At 72.9% G+C, this 17,214-nt stretch carries 13 protein-coding genes; 4 read left to right on the top strand and 9 right to left on the bottom strand.

Annotated elements, in window-relative coordinates:
• Positions 1 to 44 precede the first annotated feature (44 nt).
• From WMF12_RS33720 to WMF12_RS33705, 4 genes are all read right to left on the bottom strand, one after another.
• Complete coding sequence (locus WMF12_RS33720) at positions 45 to 2,318, bottom strand: ATP-binding protein (RefSeq protein WP_437852035.1); 2,274 nt, start codon at positions 2,316 to 2,318, stop codon at positions 45 to 47.
• Positions 2,315 to 4,189 carry an ATP-binding protein gene (locus WMF12_RS33715; RefSeq protein WP_437852033.1) on the bottom strand — a complete coding sequence of 625 codons (1,875 nt, stop codon included), beginning with the start codon at positions 4,187 to 4,189 and terminating at the stop codon, positions 2,315 to 2,317. Before WMF12_RS33715 ends, WMF12_RS33720 begins: the two co-directional genes overlap by 4 nt.
• A 205-nt stretch (positions 4,190 to 4,394) precedes the next feature.
• A complete protein-coding gene (locus tag WMF12_RS33710) occupies positions 4,395 to 5,459 on the bottom strand; it encodes a YihY/virulence factor BrkB family protein (protein WP_437852031.1) in 1,065 nt (354 codons plus the stop codon).
• 121 nt (positions 5,460 to 5,580) lie between these two features.
• Positions 5,581 to 5,922: a hypothetical protein gene (locus WMF12_RS33705; RefSeq protein WP_437852029.1), complete on the bottom strand. Its 342-nt coding sequence runs from the start codon at positions 5,920 to 5,922 to the stop codon at positions 5,581 to 5,583.
• A gap of 125 nt (positions 5,923 to 6,047) precedes the next feature.
• Here WMF12_RS33705 and WMF12_RS33700 point away from each other — a divergent pair, with 125 nt between their 5' ends.
• The 3 genes from WMF12_RS33700 to WMF12_RS33690 all read left to right on the top strand — a co-directional run bounded on the left by WMF12_RS33700 (position 6,048) and on the right by WMF12_RS33690 (position 10,843).
• Positions 6,048 to 9,098 (top strand): TIGR03960 family B12-binding radical SAM protein, encoded by a 3,051-nt coding sequence (locus WMF12_RS33700; protein WP_437852028.1) that lies wholly within the window; start codon positions 6,048 to 6,050, stop codon positions 9,096 to 9,098.
• A gap of 109 nt (positions 9,099 to 9,207) precedes the next feature.
• Positions 9,208 to 9,897, top strand: a complete 690-nt coding sequence (locus tag WMF12_RS33695; RefSeq protein WP_437852026.1) for a sensor histidine kinase — start codon at positions 9,208 to 9,210, stop codon at positions 9,895 to 9,897.
• Positions 9,898 to 9,955: 58 nt separating this feature from the next.
• On the top strand, positions 9,956 to 10,843 hold the full coding sequence (locus tag WMF12_RS33690) for a Uma2 family endonuclease (RefSeq protein ID WP_437852024.1): 888 nt from the start codon (positions 9,956 to 9,958) through the stop codon (positions 10,841 to 10,843).
• Between the two features lie 23 nt (positions 10,844 to 10,866).
• On the opposite strand, the gene WMF12_RS33685 is transcribed toward WMF12_RS33690, so the two are convergent.
• The 4 genes from WMF12_RS33685 to WMF12_RS33670 all read right to left on the bottom strand — a co-directional run bounded on the left by WMF12_RS33685 (position 10,867) and on the right by WMF12_RS33670 (position 15,083).
• Positions 10,867 to 12,069 (bottom strand): vWA domain-containing protein, encoded by a 1,203-nt coding sequence (locus WMF12_RS33685; RefSeq protein ID WP_437852022.1) that lies wholly within the window; start codon positions 12,067 to 12,069, stop codon positions 10,867 to 10,869.
• A gap of 2 nt (positions 12,070 to 12,071) precedes the next feature.
• Positions 12,072 to 12,911, bottom strand: a complete 840-nt coding sequence (locus WMF12_RS33680) for an AAA family ATPase (protein ID WP_437852020.1) — start codon at positions 12,909 to 12,911, stop codon at positions 12,072 to 12,074.
• A 46-nt stretch (positions 12,912 to 12,957) separates the two neighbouring features.
• Positions 12,958 to 14,097, bottom strand: a complete 1,140-nt coding sequence (locus tag WMF12_RS33675) for a phospholipase D-like domain-containing protein (RefSeq protein WP_437740763.1) — start codon at positions 14,095 to 14,097, stop codon at positions 12,958 to 12,960.
• 365 nt (positions 14,098 to 14,462) lie between these two features.
• Positions 14,463 to 15,083: a helix-turn-helix domain-containing protein gene (locus WMF12_RS33670; protein WP_437852018.1), complete on the bottom strand. Its 621-nt coding sequence runs from the start codon at positions 15,081 to 15,083 to the stop codon at positions 14,463 to 14,465.
• 929 nt (positions 15,084 to 16,012) lie between these two features.
• Here WMF12_RS33670 and WMF12_RS33665 point away from each other — a divergent pair.
• On the top strand, positions 16,013 to 16,576 hold the full coding sequence (locus tag WMF12_RS33665; protein WP_437740761.1) for an ExbD/TolR family protein: 564 nt from the start codon (positions 16,013 to 16,015) through the stop codon (positions 16,574 to 16,576).
• A 30-nt stretch (positions 16,577 to 16,606) separates the two neighbouring features.
• On the opposite strand, the gene WMF12_RS33660 is transcribed toward WMF12_RS33665, so the two are convergent.
• The gene (locus WMF12_RS33660) at positions 16,607 to 17,188 is read right to left on the bottom strand and encodes a hypothetical protein (protein WP_437740760.1); all 582 of its coding nucleotides are present in this window, start codon (positions 17,186 to 17,188) and stop codon (positions 16,607 to 16,609) included.
• Positions 17,189 to 17,214 lie beyond the last annotated feature (26 nt).

The following is a 17,214-nucleotide window of genomic DNA, read 5'->3' as shown; positions in this document are numbered from 1 at the left end:
TCTCGCCCGCGGTCGGACCACCGGTCTCCGGATAATGCGATGCGTTATGCCGCTGCGGCCGCCGCCAGGAACGCCTGCGAGAGCTCCGACGGCGCCGGCAGCGCCGAGCTCGCGAGCCCTCGCCGCGCCACCGCGAGCCAGCGCATCGGGTCGGCGACCGCGCCGCTCGCGATCGCCGCGAGCAGGCGGCGGCGCATCCAGTCCTTGCGGCGGTAGAAGCTCGTGCCGTGCTCGGCCGTCGGGCGCGGGACGTAGCTCGCCAGCGAGACGTGGGTCTTCTCGTGGAGCAGGAGATCCGCCAGCGCCGTGAAGGCGACCGCGTCGTCGCGCAGGAGCACCGCGGTGAGCAGCGCCCGCACCCGCGCCGACGCGAGGTTCACGCTGATCCCGCTCCCGTCGGTGTGCGCCATCTCGTCGGGGCCGTAGAGGTCCTGGTGCACCCAGATCGGCGACGCCGGGAGGTCCGCGGACTCGGAGATCGCCGCGTCGAGCCGCTCGATGATCGTCATGGCCGCGGCCACGGCGCGGACGCCGGGCACGTCGATCGCGGTCTTGAGGAGCGCCTCGCGCGAGGTGCGGGGCATCGGGCACGGCGCGGCGCCCGGCGCCCGCGGAGGCGCCCCGGCGGCGGCCTGGAGGGGCTGCGACGCCGCGCCCTCGCTCGCGAGGCGCCGCCAGAACGCCTGGGCGAGCGGCTCGTCGAGCGCGAGGTACACGAGATCCCCGGGCCGCACGCCGGCGGCCTCCCGCCCCATGGCGGCCTCCGGCCCCGGACCGGAGGCGCCGAGCGGCCAGCGGGCGGTGCTGCGGACCTGGCTCGACGACAGCGACGGCGCGGCCTCGAGGGGGCGTAGCGCGCCGGTCCGGTGCGCCTGGAGCAGCTCGCGCAGCGTCAGCGGCGCGCTCCGGTAGTGGACCTGGCCGAGCGGGGAGAGCGCCGCCCCCGAGGGCCGCTGGCCGGAGTCGACTACGATCGACCGGAAGAGGGGCGCGTCGAGCAGCCCGCTCGCGAAGCGGATGACCTGCTCGGGCGCCGCCACCGTGGGGGTGCGCGCGACCGGATCGAGCTCGTCCACCGCCTGCGCGGACGCGATCGTGATGCTCTCGCCGAGCAGCGCCGCGTGGAGGAGCCGGTCGAGGACCGAGGAGAGGCGGTGATCGACCGCGCGCAGAAGCTCGCGGTCGTACAGGGCGTCGCGCAGGACGAACCGCTCGAAGGCCGCGACGAGCGCCGCCTCGACCGCCGTGGACGCGGTCGCCGCGACCGCCGAGCGGCCCTTGTTGAGCGGCACGCCGAGCGGCAGCTCCGCGACCAGGCCGAAGCCCGCCGCCGTGATCGCCCGCGCCAGCTCGCGGTGAAGCCCGAGCTCGGGGCCAGGGAAGGGATCGATCCGCGTCGTCACCGTGAGCCCCTTCTGGGTGATCGTGAGCTGCGGCTCGATGCCGTCGCCCCGGCCGACGAACAGCTCGACCGCGCCGCAGAGCTCGCCCGACGGCGGGAGCCGGAGCGGCACCTCCGCGGCGCGGCGGAGGCGCCCGCGCGCCGTGTTGACGAGCGCGCCGTCCACGTAGATCCGCGCGACGGTCGCGTCGACCAGCCCCACCGCCGCGGTGACCTCCGCGGCGAGCGCGGGCCGCGAGATCGGCTGCGCGAGCGACAGCCTCACCGAGGTGCCCGTCGTCGGGCGGCGGGGCGGCTCGGAGGCGCGCTCGTCAACACGGCGCGCAGGGGCGCCCGCGCGGGCGCCGTCCGCGTACGGCGCGGGCGGGGGGCGGGGCAGGGACAGGAGCGTCCACGAGAAGTCCTCGTAGGGCGGCCCCCCGCCGAGCGGCGCGACGAGCAGCCGGTGCCCGCCCGAGGGCGTCGCCGTGACCACCTCGATCCACGGCGCGATCTCGAGCACGGAGAAGAAGCCTATCCCGTGCTCGCCGATCGCGTCGGGCTCGCCCGCCTTGCCGCTCCGGAAGGGCACGAGCAGGTCGGCGAGGAGCTCGGTCCGGCTCATGCCGCGGCCTTGATCGGTGACCGAGATCTCGCGTCCGTCCTCGGACGAGCGGACGTCGATGCGAGCGCCCGGCGGCGACGCGTCGAGCGCGTTCTGGAGCAGCTCGCGGAGCGGGCCGATCCGCGACGACGCCTGCGCGTAGATGGTGCGGGAGAGGATGCGCTGCGCGAGGTCGGGCACCGTCGCCTCGCCGCGGCAGGCGGCGACGAGCGCGAGGCGCTCCGCGCTGCTCGCCTGCAGGTAGGCCTCGGCGCGCCCGTGGATCCGCACGAGCAAGAGCTCCGAGAAAAGCCCGTACGAGATCTGGGTCATGGCTCGCCTCCAGACGTCCTTTCGCCGGGCCGGGGCGCCGCGAAGGCCGTCCCGTCCACGGGTTCGCCGACGATGAGATCGCGCTCGAGATCGGCCTCGCGCACCCCGGAGGCCCGATCGAAGGCGGCCCGCAGCGCGTACCAGTCGCTCCAGCCCGAGGGACGCCGCATCGCCGCGCTGTCGTCGCGGATGAGCAGGAGCCGGCGCGTGCCGAGGCACGGCAGCGGCCCCGCCGGCCGCCGCCCCGGCGCGTCGGGGAGCGGCGGCGCGCCCGGCGCCCGGCGCGCCGCCGCGCCCGCGCCGCGGTCCGGCTGGAGCCGGCTCCGGCAGAGGGCGACCATCGTCGTGTGCGGGCTCGTCGCCCGCGCGACGAGCAGCGGCAGCCCAGAGAGGTCGCCGCGGCGCCGCGCCAGGGCCGAGAGCGTCTCCGGCGGGTCGATCTCGAGCTCGTCCTCGAGCAGCTCGCGCTCGCCGGGCAGGTGCGGCTGCCACTCGCGCTCCGCCCAGAAGCTCTCCGGCACGAACAGCCGCTCCGCCACGCTCGGCCCGAGGAACCCGAGCAGCGCCTCGCGCCGCTCGGGGGTCACCATGCAGCGCCCGGGGCCGAGCAGGGCGCGCGCGAGATCGAGGGCGACCTCGTCCCAGCCCGCGGATTGCAGCATGAGCGCGCTGATCTGGGCGGCCATCTCGGCGAGCCTGTCGCGCGTGCGCCGGCCCTCGCCGCTCGCCGCGGCGAGCTCGATGAGGCGCCGGTAGAAGGCCGTCGCGACCGCGGTGAACTCGGGCCCGACCTTGAGCGCGTCCCGCCCCTCGGTCAGCTCCACGGCGGCCGGGAAATCGATGAGCGCGAGCTCGGCGAGGGCGAGGCAGGCGTCGACCTTGACCCCGGCATGGAAGGTGGCCGCCGAGATGCTCGGGAGCAGCCCTCGCCCGCCGACGTGGAAGCGCGCGAGGAGCGCGTCGCCGAGGTGGGTCCGCGCCTCCAGCGCGGCCGCGCCGGGGGGCTGGGGCGCGACCGCGACCCGCTCCTGGATGAGCTGCCCGCCGGAGATCAGCCGGCCGTCGTTCACGGCCGCGCCGTCGAGCAGCACGAGGGCGCGGCTCGCGGGGAAGAAGTGGAGCGCGTCGCGCAGGTACGCGCGGACCGTGGCCGTCTCGAGCAGCGCCGAGGTGACGCGCACGCGCGTCCCCAGCAGCGGCGCGATCCGGCGCACCGAGCACATCAGGGCGGCGGTGAGCTCGGGCGACGCGCGGCCGCGGGCTTGCCCGAGCTCCTCCGAGGCGCTCGCAGGCGCGCTGCCCGCGTCGCCCGCGCTGGGCCAGGCCACGACGCGGATCGCCCATCCCTCGACGCCGTCGCCGGTGGTGACGTGCAGGCTGAAGCTCTCCGGATCCGAGAGCCCCAGCCCGAGCACGGAAAAGAACCCGACCCCGAACCGGCCGAGATCGATCCCTGGCCGCTTGTCCGTCGCGAACGGGATGAGCAGCCGTGAGAGGATTGCCCGGAGCCCCATGCCGGCGCCGGCGTCGCTGACCTCGACGCGCCCGTCGGTGACGGCGACGTCGACGACGGGCTGCGGCGCGCGGGCCGCGTCGGCGGCGTTGAGCACGAGCTCGATGAGCGGCCGGAGCGGATGCCCGAACTGCCGGCAGATCTCCTCGTCGAGGATCTTGAGCAGGTAGGCGCGGTCGATGGGCGGCTCCGCGAGGTCGCGCTGCCCCGCGCACAGCGCCTCGAGCGCGGGGCGGTGCAGGCCGACGGCGACGAGCTCGTGCAGCGCCCCCAGAAAGTACAGCCCGGCGTCGCCCGGCAAAGGCGCGGCGCGTCGGTCGCCGCCCCCGTCACCCCCCGCTCCGTACTGCGCGTGCACGCTCGACTGCTCCCCCTCACGCCCGCCCTCGACATGCCCCTGCGCGAAGTGCGCGCACCCACCGTGCGAATGCGCGCCGAGTGAGCGTCGAGTGGCGGACGAGCGACGGCGCTTTCACCGCCCGTGCCGAGCCGAACCGTCGGGCGTCGACCGTCCGTCCTTCAGCGCGCGGCCGCCGGGGGCGTCGGCCTCCCGCCGCCTCGACCTACCCGGCGGCTTGGTGCTCGCGCGGCGAGCTCGGTGCGCCGCGCGCTTCGTCCTCGTCCGCGCTGCCCGCGCCCTGGGCGTCGCCGAGCCGCGCCGCGGCCCCGCGGGGGAGCGCTGCGCCCTGGGGGAGGGTGGTGCTCAGGGGCAGCGGCGTGACGCTCTGGGGCGGCGGCGTGACGCTCTGGGGCAGGTCGGAGAGCTCGGGCAGCTCGGAGAGCTCGAGCGCGCTCCACTTGCCGGGGGGCGGGATCGACGTCACGCCGGCGCGCTCCCGCTCCAGGCGCGCGTTCAGCTCGCCCCCGATGAGCAGCGCCAGCGCCAGGAGCCACAGCCAGAACAGGAAGATCGCGACGGTCGCGAGGCTCCCGTAGAACGTGGCGTAGCGGCCGAGCGTGGCGACGTAGAGCGAGAAGAGGGTCGACACGGCGGACCAGAGCACCACCGTGAGCACCGCGCCCGGGAAGATCCGGCGTCGCTCGATGTTCGGGCGCTGGATCGAGATCCTGAAGAAGGCGGCGACCATGCAGATGACGAGGCCCCCGGGGAGGGCGAAGGCGACGATGCGGGCGCCGGTCGATCCGGAGAGCGTGCCGATCAGCACGCCCACGCCGGCGACCACGGGCACCACGGCCAGGCTGGCCATCACGCACGCCGCCGCGATCGCCCTGCGCACGTACCAGGGGCGCTCGCGCGTGTTGTAGATCGTGTCGAACACGCCCATGGCGGTCGAGAGCCCGGAGGACGTGATCCAGAGGAAGCCGGTGATGCTGATCGGCGCGACCGCCGACGACTGCGAGAGCCGGATGAGCTCCTCCGAGACGAGCTTCGCGACGTCCGGGGGCGCCGCCTGCAGGATGGGCCGCACCACCACATCCGACCACTGGTGGATCCGGCTGAGCACATAGCCGGCGAAGGCGGCCAGCGGGATCAGGCTGAGGAACGCGTCGAAGGCCATCGCGCTCGCGGCCCGCGGCCCGTTGTGGCGATCCAGGCTGACGATGACGCTCCACACCGCCTTCGCTGCGTGGTGGCGCGCGATCTGTTGCCGGATCGGAGCAGGCACGGAGGGCAGCGTCGCTCTCCCTCGTGCGGGGCGCAATACCATCCGCCCCGCCGCCGCGCGCGGCCGATCTCGGCACAGCGGCGATGTCCGTGCAGCGGCGCTCCGGCGCTGCGGCGCGCGCCTAGGCGTCGGCGTTCCTGTCGGCGGCGAGGAGGCTCTGTACGGCGTAGGGCACCGACTCGACGCCGGCGAGCTCGGCGAGGGCGTAGGCGATGTGCTCGCGGCTCGCGTGCGGCGGGATGCCGACGATCGCCCAGGAGCCGCCCTCGCCGCGCTGCAGATTGCTCCCGCGCTCGACGCGCATCGCGGCGATCGCGGGGTAGACGGCCACCGTCATCCGCTTCGGCCGGAGGCGGTCCAGCGTGCGCATGGCGAAGGCGATCCGGTCGAACTCGCTGGGGTCCCGGTACTCGACGTGCCGCGCCCGGTCGATCTCCACATGGTGGGCATCACGCTCGCGCACGTCGTGAGCATAGCCCAAGCAGGCCGCCGCGCCGCTCCGGCCTGCGGCCCCGGACGGCAGATCGAGCTGGCTCGAGCGGGCCGCGGGTGCCGGCGCCGGCCGGCCATGCTACGCGCCGAAGCGCCATGGACAGCCTCCCCCTGCTCGCCGATCACCCGTACGCCTCCTTCCTCGATCAGGTCGAGAAGCCCGCGCGCTACGCGGGCGGCGAGGTCGGCTCGGTCGTGAAGGACTGGGCGTCGGTCGAGGCGCGCGTCTGCCTGGCATTCCCGGATGTCTACGACATCGGGATGAGCCACCTCGGCTTCAAGATCCTCTACAAGCTGCTGAACGACGACCCGCGCACGCTGGCCGAGCGCTGTTATACGCCCTGGGTCGACATGGAGGCCCAGCTCGTGAAGCGCGGGCTGCCGCTCGTGTCCCTCGAGTCCGCGCGCCCGCTCAGGGACTTCGACGTCGTGGGCTTCTCCCTGCAGTTCGAGCTCACGTACTCCAACATCCTCACGATGCTGCACCTCGGCGGCGTCCCGCTGCGCGCGGCGGACCGCGGCGAGGACGACCCGATCGTGATCGCGGGCGGCCCGACGGCGACCCACCCCGAGCCGATCGCCCCCTTCCTCGACGCCATCGTCATCGGCGACGGCGAGGAGAAGGCGACCGAGGTCGCCCTCGCGTGGGCGCGGCTCAAGCGCGAGGGCGTGCCGCGGCGCGAGCGGCTCGCCGCGATCGCGCGCCTCGGCGCCGTCTACGTGCCCTCGCTCTACGCGACCCGGCTCGATCCCGACACCGGCTTCGAGGTCGTGGACCGCCCGCTCGCCTCCGGGATCCCGTTCCCGATCGAGCGCGCCCTCGTCGACCTGAACAAGTACCCGTTCCCCGACGAGAGCCCCACGGGCGGGCCCGAGGCCATCTTCGACCGCATGTCGATCGAGATCGCCCGCGGCTGCACCGAGGGGTGCCGCTTCTGCCAGGCCGGCATGATCTACCGGCCCGTCCGCGAGCGCGATCCCGAGCAGATCGTCGACACCGTGATGCGCGCGGTGCAGAGGTCCGGCCAGGACGAGGTCTCGCTCACGGCGCTGTCGACCGCCGACGTCTCGTGCATCTCGCCGCTCATCAAGAAGGTCACCGAGCGCCTCACCGCGGAGCGCATCTCGCTCGGCGTCTCGTCGCTGCGCGCCTACGGGCTCGAGCCCGACCTGCTCGACGAGCTCAAGCGCGTGCGCGCGACCGGCCTCACCTTCGCGCCGGAGGCGGGCTCCCAGCGGATGCGCGACGTCGTGAACAAGAACGTCACGGAGGAGCAGCTCCTCGAGACGGCCGAGCGCGTGTTCAGCCGGGGCTGGGGCAAGATGAAGCTCTACTTCATGATCGGCCTGCCGACCGAGACCGACGAGGACGTGCGCGGCATCGTCGAGACGGGCGCCCGCGCGGCCGGCGCCGGGAGGAGGGCAGCGGGCAAGGGCAAGCCGGTCGACGTGACGGTCAGCGTCTCGACCCACGTGCCGAAGCCTCATACGCCCTTCCAGTGGGCGGCGATGGACACGCTCGGCGAGGTCGGGCGCAAGCAACGGCTGCTCAAGGACACGGTGCGGCCCTATCGCGCCGTCACGCTGAAGACCCACGAGGCTCACGCCAGCGTCCTCGAGGGCATCTTCGCCCGCGGCGACCGTCCCCTCGCCGACGTCCTCGAGCGGGCCTGGCGGCACGGCGCCCGCTTCGATTCGTGGGAGGACAAGCTCGATCTCGCCGTGTGGGAGGAGGCGTTCACGCACGTCGGCGTCGACCGCGAGAAGTACCTCGGCACCCTCCCGGTGACGGCGCGGCTGCCCTGGGATCACATCGACGTCGGCCTCGAGGAGGGCTTCCTCGCGAAGGAGTACAGGAAGGCGCTCCAGAGCCGCCTTAGCCCGCCGTGCGGAAAGGTCGCCGGCACGTTCGTCCACCACACGAACCTCGACGACGCCAAGGCCGACGCGCGGCGGCTCGTCTGTTACGACTGCGGCGTCGCCTGCGACATGACGCAGATGCGCGAGGAGCGGCTCACCTTCCTCGATCGGCTCGGCGCCCACCGGCGCTCGCTGCCGGTGCTCACCGACGCAGGCGCCGCGCCGCCCGCGGCCGCCGCGGGTCCCTCTGGCGCGCCGGCGAGCGACGGCGGCGCGGAGCGGGAGAGCGTCGGCGGCGCGGAGCGGGAGAGCGTCGGCGGCGCGGAGCGGGAGAGCGTCGCTGCCACGGAGCCGAAGAGCGGCGACGACAGGGAGCCCTCGCGCGCCGAAGGGGAGGCGCCCCACCGCGCGCGGCGGATCGCGCCTGCGCCGAAGGGCCGCGGCGGCTTCCGCTACCGCTTCCGCTTCGAGAAGGCCGGGCCGATGGCGCTGCTCGGCCACCTCGACGTCGTGCGCGAGCTGCCCCGCGTGCTCCGGCGCGTCGGCGCGCCGATGACCTACACCGCGGGCTTCCACCCGAAGCCCGACATGACCTTCTCGCCGGCGCTCTCGCTCGGCGTGATCAGCCTCGACGAGTACGTCGACCTCCGCCTCGAGCGCGACCTCGATCCCGCCGCGCTCGACGCGCTCGTCGCCGCGATGTCGGCCGCGAGCCCGCGCGGGCTCGTGTTCAGCGGCGCCGTCAAGCTCGGCCCGGAGGACCCCTCCCTGAGCAAGCTCATCGCCGGCGCGCGCTACGCGCTCGCCTTCGCGCGCTCCGCGATCGGCGGCGACGCGGAGGCGCTCCTCGCCGCCCGCTGCAGCGCCGCCCTCTCGGCCGCGTCGCTCCCGATCCGCCGGGAGATCGACCGGCTCGCCAAGATGGTCGACGTGCGCCAGTACCTCGTGCGGGCCGAGGTCGGCGGGCCCGAGGTCCACGCGGCGCTCGCGCGCGCCGGGCTCGTCGGCGATCTCGTCGCCCTCGAGGTCGAGGTCGATATCCGCGGCTCGGGTGCGGTGAAGTCGTCCGAGGTCGCGGCGGTGATCACGGGAGAGCCGGGGGAGGCGCCGGGCGCGATCACGCCGCCGCCGCACCGCGCCGTGCGGCTTCAGCTGTTCGGCCGTACGTCGCCGGCGGGCTCCGCAGCGGGCGAGCGCTTCTCGCTCTTCGATCTCGAGCGGGCGCGCCGCGTCAAGCCGGCTCCTGAGCGAACAGCGGCCCTCCCGCTCGCCGCGGACGCCGAGTGAGCCAGCCCGGGACGGTCGTGTCGTAAAGATCCTCCCGGCGACGGCGGCGGCGGGGCGCGGAGCGCGCGCGGGCTATCGCTCGGGGATCGGCTACGCTGCGCTTTGCTTTATGGCAAAGGAGGCTCACGAGATAGCGTGCTGCGCGGCGCGCCTGGCCGCGGCGGGGGCGGTCGGCGCGAGCGTCGCCCACGAGCTGCGCAACGCCCTCGCTGTCGCGGAGTCGTCGCTCTACCTGGCGCAGCGCGACCTCGACGATCGGCCTCGCCTGCTGCGCCACCTCGACCGGGTGACGTGCGAGATCCGCAAGGCGCACGAGGTCATCGGCAGCGTCCTCGGGCTGGCGCGCGGCGAGCCGCTGCGGCGCGAGCCGGCGCACCTCGGCCGGCTCATCGAGGGCGCGCGGCACGCGCTGGTGCTGCCCACGGCGGTCCGGTTCGAGGTCGCCGTCGCGCCGGCCGACCTCACGCTCCTGTGCGACCCGATCCTGCTCGAGCGCGTCTTCTCGAACCTCTACCTCAACGCGATCGAGGCGCTCGACGAGGGGCCCGGCGGCGTGATCGTCACGCGCGCGTGGAGGGGCGACGAGCGCACGCACCTCGAGATCGAGGACAACGGCCCTGGCGTTCCTCCGTGCGTGGCCGACCACCTCTTCGAGCCGCTCGTGACCGCCAAGGTGAAGGGGACCGGCCTCGGCCTCGCGCTGAGCCGGGTCATCGTCGAGGCGCACGGCGGCGAGATCACCGCGACGGCGGGCCGGTGCGGGGGCGCGGCGTTCCGCATGTGGTTGCCGAACGCGTGACGGGCGCGGAGCGTGGCGAGCTCCTCGGGGCGCGTCCCCGGCGTGCTATCGTCCTCTCATGCAGGTGAAGCGCCGGACGGCGGAGCGCGGCCCTTTTCGCGCGGAGCACCTCCGCGCGGGGGATCCGTACGAGCTGTCGAATGGCCACCCCGTCTACTGCGCCCCCACGGGGGGGCGTGCCTCGGGGCCGAACCACCTGGGCAGCTCGGTCGTGGGGTGGGACCCGGCGGTCAAGGAGGTGGGCGTGGATACGGGGTACTCCCCGGATCCGGGCACCCTCCGGGCGCCGGACGTCGCGGTGGGGAACGTGCCCGACAGGCCGGGCTGGGTGAAGGGCGTGCCGGAGCTCGCGATCGAGTACGCCGACGTGGGACAGGACGAGGAGGCGCTCAAGGAGAAGATCGCCGACCTGCTCGCGGCCGGTACGAAGCTCCTGTGGGTGGTGCGCCTCACCGGTCCACGGCGGGTCGAGGTGCACGAGCCGCGCCGGAAGGTGCGCGTCGCGCTCCCCGGGGAGCTGCTGAGCGCGCCGGGCATCCTGAAGAACGCGGTCCGGGTCGAGGCGCTCTACGACCGAAGCGAGGCGGAGAAGAGCACGCTGACCAACCTCCTCCAGCGGCGCGGATACGAGGATCTCGACGCCGTGCTCGATGCAGGGCGCGAGGAAGGCCGCGAGCAGGGGCGCGAGGAAGGCCGCGAGCAGGGGCGCGAGGAAGGCCGCGAAGAGGGGCGCGAGGAAGGCCGCGAAGCGGGGCGTGAGGAGGGGATCCTCGAGGGCAAGCGCGACGCGCTGAGGCGTGTCCTCGCTCGGCGAGGATTGCGGCTCACGAAGGCGGCCGCGGCGAAGATCTCGTCGTGCAGGAGCGAGCGCGAGCTCGACCGCTGGCTCGACCGCGCCCTCGTCGCGTCGGCCACGGCGGAGGTGTTCCGCCGCGCGGGCCGTTGACCCGGGCCGGCGCGCCGCACGGATCAGGCGCGGCCGCGGCCGCGGACGAGCTCGGCGATGGCCTCTCCCAGGCCCTCCAGCGTGAGCGCGAACATCGGGAAGATGCTCTTGACCGCGTCGACGGTCGGGTGGGGGTAGGGGCCAATCCCGTCCGGGTTCAGCCACACGGCGCGGTCGAAATGGTCGCGCAGCATCATCAGCCAGGCGACGCCGGGCAGCCGCGCGTCGGGATCGAACGAGGAGCCCGCGCCGCCGCCGGAGCCGGACGAGCCGAGCAGCTCGTAGGGCGCCATCGAGGCGTCTCCGACCATCACGAGCTTGTGGTGCTTGCCGCACTCGCGGAGGAGCTCGCGCACCGGGACGGGGTCGAGGAGCCCCTCGGTCCTGAAGACCCTCTCGTAGACGCAGTTGTGGAAGTAGTAGCTCCTCAGCTCCTTCCAGTGCGTCGCGCGCTTCGCCGCGCTGAAGAGCTGCGACACGAGCGCGGCGCTGGGATCCATCGAGCCGCCCACGTCCATCATCAGGATCACGCGCGTGTTCGGCCGGCGCGGGGGCCTCGTGACGATCTCGATCTCGCCCGCGTTCCTGGCCGTCGCGTCGATCGTCGCCTCGATGTCGAGCTCGCGATCGCCGCCCTCGCGCGCGAAGGCGCGCAGCTTGCGCAGCGCCACCTCGATCTGGCGCACGTCGAGCGTGACATCGCTGCGGTAGGGGCGGTAGCGGCGGGCGTCGGCGTTCTGCACGGCGCCGCTGCGCCCGCCCGCGGGGCCGCCGACCTGGATGCCGCTCGGATGGAAGCCGCCGCGGCCGAACGGTGAGGTGCCGCCGGTCCCGATCCACCGGCTCCCCCCGTCGTGGCGCTCGCGCTGCTCGCGGAGGCGCTCCTCGAACCGCCGGAGCACCTCCTCCAGATCGAGCTCCTCGATCATCGCCCTCTCCTCGTCGGAGAGGGCGCGCATCTTGATGGGATCCCGGAGCCAGGAGAGGAGCTCCTCCGTCACCGCCTTGGCCTCCACGTGCACGCCGCGGAAGTGCTGGGCGAACGCCAGATCGAAGTCGTCGAGGTGCGCCTCCGAGTGGACGAGCATCGCCCGCGCGACATGGTAGAAGCCATCGAGCGAGCTCTCGTGGAGGCCCGCGGCGAGCGCGCGCGCGAGGCCGACGGCCTCCTGGGCGCCGACCGGGACCTTGCGGGCCCGGAGCTCGTAGAGGAACGCGACGAACATCGCTACGACCGGAACCGCCTGCCGCCCGCCAGCTGATCGGCCAGCGCGACCAGGTCCTGCTCCTTCTTGAGCAGCGCGCCGAGGAACGGCAGCGCCTTGTCGAGCTTCACCTCGCCCACGCCCGCCCTCCGCAGGACGGCGATCCAGTCGATGAGCTCGCTCGTCGAGGGGCGCTTCCGGATCCGGGTGTTCTTCCGGATCTCGTAGAAGACCTGCATCGCCTGGTCGGCGAGCGTCCGATCGAGATCGGGGTGGTGGACGTGGAGGATCTCCCGCATGAGCTCGGGCTCCGGGAAATCGATGAAGTGGAAGACGCAGCGGCGCAGGAACGCGTCCGGCAGCTCCTTCTCGTTGTTGCTGGTGATGATGACGACGGGCCGCTCCCGCGCGGCGATCTCGTCGCCGGTCTCGGCGATTCGGAAGCGCATCCGATCGAGCTCGTGGAGGAGATCGTTCGGGAACTCGAGGTCCGCCTTGTCGACCTCGTCGATGAGGAGCACGACGCGCGCCGAGGCGTTGAACGCCTTACCGAGCGGGCCGAGCTTGATGTACCGGCGGATGTCGCGGACGTCGCCGTCGCCGAAGCGCGCGTCGTAGAGCCGCTGCACGGTGTCGTAGACGTAGAGCCCGTCCTGGGCCCGCGTGGTGCTCTTGACGTGCCAGGTGATGAGCTCGGCCGACAGGCTCCGCGCGATGGCCTCGGCGAGCAGCGTCTTGCCGGTGCCGGGCTCTCCCTTGACGAGCAGCGGCCGCTCCAGGACCAGCGCGCAGTTGACGGCGGCCTCGAGCGCCTCGCTCGTGAGGTAGCGTTCGGTGCCGCGGAAGCGGCGGAAGTCGGACATGCCGGAACGGTAGCATCCCCCGCCGAGCGCGGCGGACCGCGCGGGATCAGAGCCAGTCGCGCGCGAGGTAGGCCGTCCACGAGGCGGCCCGCTCCCAGAGGGGGCGCTGGGCCCAGCCCGCGGCGGTGATCTCGCGGCAGTGGGCGAGGTCGTCGGCGAACATCCGCTCCATCGCGCCCGCGAACCCGCGGTGCGAGACGACGGCGTTCACCTCGAGGTTCATGCGGAGCGACTGGCTGTCGAGGTTGGTGGAGCCGACGGTGGACCAGAGGCCGTCGATGACCGCGGTCTTGGCGTGAAGGACGCGGCCGCGCCACTCGAACATGCGGGCGCCGGCGTCGAGGAGGTGGCCGTAGATCGCGCGCGACGCGAGCAGGACCGCGGGCACGTCGGTGGTGCCGGCGACCATGATCCTGACGTCGACGCCGCGGCGGGCCGCGGCCGAGAGCGCGTGGATGATCCGGAGCGGCGGCAGGAAGTAAGCGTTGGTGATGAAGATCCTGCGCCGGGCGCGCTCGATGGCGTGCCGGTAGGCGTCGCGGATGCCGTGGCGGTGCCTGCGGCGGGGGAGGTCGTTGCTGATGATCTGGACGGCGGGGTCGGGCCTGCGCTCGGCGTAGCCGTAGCGCTCGTCGTCGATGGGGGCGCCGCCTGTGCGCTGCCACGTGCGCAGGAAGAAATACTGGAGCTCGGCGGCGGCGGGGCCCTCGATGCGGAGATGGGTATCGCGCCAGTCGGCGCCGCCATCCTCCGGAGCCGCGTAGTCGTCGGAGAGGTTGAGGCCGCCCGTGAAGGCGATCGCACCGTCGACGATGAGCGCCTTGCGGTGGTCGCGGCGGGCGACCTTCCCGAGCGGGGCGGAGAGGTCGAGGGGGCGGAAGGCGTGGGGCCGGACGCCCGCGCGGCGGAGCCCGTCGAGGAAGGACGACGAGACGGAGGAGCCCCAGGCGTCGAAGAGGACGTTCACCTCGACGCCGGCCGCCGCGCGCTCCATGAGCGCCTCGGCGAAGCGCTGGCCGGTGCGATCGACCCGGAGGATGTACGTCTCGAGGCAGATCGTGCGCCGGGCGCGGGTGATGGCCTCGAGCATGGCCGGGTAGGTCTGCGCGCCGTCCTTGAGGAGCGCGAGGCGGTGCGCGCCGACGGTCATCTCGGCGAACGCGGGCGCGGGAGGGGGCTGGGACATGCGGCGGGGGCCAGGCTGCCCGGGACGAGGCGGCGCGATGATAGCGCGGACGGGCGCGTGACGCCCCGGCGTGATGCTTGGCCGGCGTCGGTCAGCGGTCGATTCCGCCGGCCCCGCCTCGGGCCCGCCATCGCGCCCGGCGGGCCAGGGGCGACGCTGCGCCGCGCGCCGAACATTCATGTCCTGGGGCAGAAGCGGTGTGCGGAGCTACCCGCGTGTCTCGGGGGCTGAGACGTGGCGCTTCTGTTCTTTGAATCGCCGCGGCGCCGGAGGGAGAACCGGAGGGAGAAGAGGAGCGCCGGAAGGCGTTATTGTCCTCTCGGCGTCCTTGGCGCCTCGGTGATCCGGGCTGTCGAGCGCCCCGATCAACCCGTCTTCTCGATGTACGTCATCACCAGGTACAGGATGACCTGCCGATCGGTCGGGTTCCTGTACTGATGGGGTACGTCGGCGTCGAACATGATCGCGTCGCCGGTCGCGAGCACATGGCGCTCGGCGCCGACGACCATCTCCAGCGTCCCGGCGGTCACCACGAGGTTCTCCACGGTGCCCGGCGGGTGAGGATCCGCGTGTTCGGTGGCGAGGGGCGCGAGCGTGATCTCGTAGAATTCGACGGTCCTCGGCACGTCGAACGGGAACAGCGCGCGGGACGTGAACGAGCCGTCATGCGACGTCAACACCTTGGCGCGCGCGGCCAGGATGAGCGATGTGCCGCCGAGCGACTGGTCGCTGATCAGCGCCGAGAAGGGCACGCCGAGCGCCCGCGCGATCTTCCAGAGCACGTTGATCGTCGGCGTGCTCTGGCCGAGCTCGATCTGGCTGAGCATCGCCCGGCTCACGCCAGACGCCTTCGCCAGCCGCTCGAGGGAGAGCCCACGCTTGGTCCGGAGGCGACGCAGGTTGGCCCCGACGATGCCGGTGAGCGCCGAGGAGGCGTCCTGCGGGGCCATCTCGTAGGCCCAGGCGTCTCCAGACGCCTCGTCCACGTCCCGCTGCGGCGCTTCTCCGTTTGTTCCGTTGGTGCGGCTGGAGTACGAGCTCGCGGGGCCAGCGAAGCTCTCCGGCCTGCGGTGCGAGCGCGGTCCAGCAGGCGAAGAGGGGCGCCCCGTCGATGCGGCGGACGCTTGCACGCCGTTTTGATAGCCCTCCACGGGCAACGACGCGCCGAGCCCATCGCCGCAGACCAGCCCGGGCGAGCTCCGTGGCGTGTTCTGACGGACGGATTTCATCGCACCTGCCAGACGGGCATCCACGTCCAGATCGGGAACCACCAGAGGGCGACCGGCATGGTCAAAGAGCTCCCCGATGACATCGGCCTGTTGCTCTCGGGAACATGCTTGTTCCGAGCCGCCCGCCGCTGCTGCCGGTATTCCTCGAGGTCGATCACTTGAGCACTCTGGGGGCGCATCCGCTTCACCTCCAACCCGTAGGTACATCATCCGTTATAACGGATTGTCTGTCAAGAGACAGCTCGGCCATGACGCACGAGGGGCGGCACGCTGCGTTGACCCGAGGGCGGCACGACGCCCCGTCGTCCGTGGCGCAAGGCTGCCGCATCTTCGCCTATGCCGAAGAAATCGAGCTTCTCGTCTGCCCTTTCCATGTTCAGGGCGTCCGATGATGAGGCTGCTTGACAACGACGCGTTGCGTCTTTCTGAGCTGGGCGGATCGAAGCGCCTCCGAAATAGTGGACGATGCGGAGCGTGGGCCGCCCGAGGGATCGCTCGTCGCGGTCTTCCCCCATCGGGATCGCCGGCGCGGCCCACGCGCGCGAGTGGTTCACCCGTGGCGAGGGGAGCGGACGTTGGTGCTTTCCAGGAACATCCGGCGCGCGCCGCGCTCTGTCCTCCTATCGCAGCGCGGCCGCGGAGCTGGCGAGTGCGCGGCGACAACACGAGCACACAAGGAGGCAGCCATGGCAGGCGTCGACGTGGGAGGTGGCGAGAGGCGGGCGCGAAACAGCGAGATCAACATGATTCCGTTCATCGATCTGCTGATGGTGACCATCGCCTTCCTGCTGATCACGGCGGTGTGGGTCACGAACTCGCGGCTCAAGACCAGCGCGGAGGTGCCTGCCGCCGCGGGGTGCGGGGAGGAGTGCCAGAAGGAGCCTCTCAGGACGATGCACGTCCATGTCGGCGAGGACCGGTTCAACCTCGTGTGGAAGCAGGGCGCGACCGTCCTGAGCGAGGTGAGCGTCCCCAAACGTCCTGTCGAGATCGGCGGGGCGGGAGCCACCGCGATCCGTTACAGAGAGCTCGGCGAGGCCATCCGGCGCGAGTGGGAGCGGAGCGGCGAGCACCGCGCCCCGAGCGACCGCCGCGCCGACCAGGCCGTGCTCCACAGCGACAACAAGACGCCGTTCCGTGAGCTCGTCGCCGTGCTCGACGCGATCAATGCCCCGCGCCGAACCGTCCTCCTCGAGGATGGCCGCAGCGCCGAGATGCCAGCTTTCCTGGCCACCTTCTCGGCACGTTAAGAGCGGTGGTTGCGAGACGGGGGAGACGCGTTACGCGGTGAACTCGGTCGTCAGCGCTACCCAGTTCGAGGGCGGGCGGACGGCGTAGCTCAGCGCCAGGATCTCGATCAGCACCACCCGGTAGATCGCGTGGACGTCGTCGACGTCGACCTCGTGCGCGTTCGCCTCGAGCGCCGCGTCGAGGTGCTCCTGCACGAAGGCGAGGACGTCGGGCTGCTCCATCGCGATGACGTCGTCCGAGTCGACCGCCTCGGCAGGATCGTGGAGGCGGATCTGCTCGTCCAGGTTCAGCGACTCCTCGACGCCCGTGAGCGCCGTCTCGGTGACCTCGTCGAGGTCCTGACCGAACAGCTCGTCGAAGGCGAGCCAGATCGCCAGCGTCAGGAAATAGCCGAGGGCGAGCGCCGTCTCGTCGAGCGGGCCGGACAGCACCGAGGAGATCCGGTCCGCGAGCGCAGGCTGCGTCTGCTCGAAGCGCGTGAACGCGTCGTCGAGCTGCTTGCGCGAGTCGTCGTCATCCTCGGCGAGCTGATCCTCGATCTCGGACAGGACGCGCGCCGGCACCTGAGCGTACGAGGGGACGGGGCGAATGGCTGCGCGGCGTACCCACACGCGGACAACCTAGCACACGATGGCGC

It is taken from the genome of Sorangium sp. So ce363 (assembly GCF_051520435.1).
GTDB classification, from domain to species: Bacteria; Myxococcota_A; Polyangia; order Polyangiales; family Polyangiaceae; genus Sorangium; species Sorangium cellulosum_B.
This window is presented reverse-complemented; position numbering and strand designations above follow the sequence as displayed.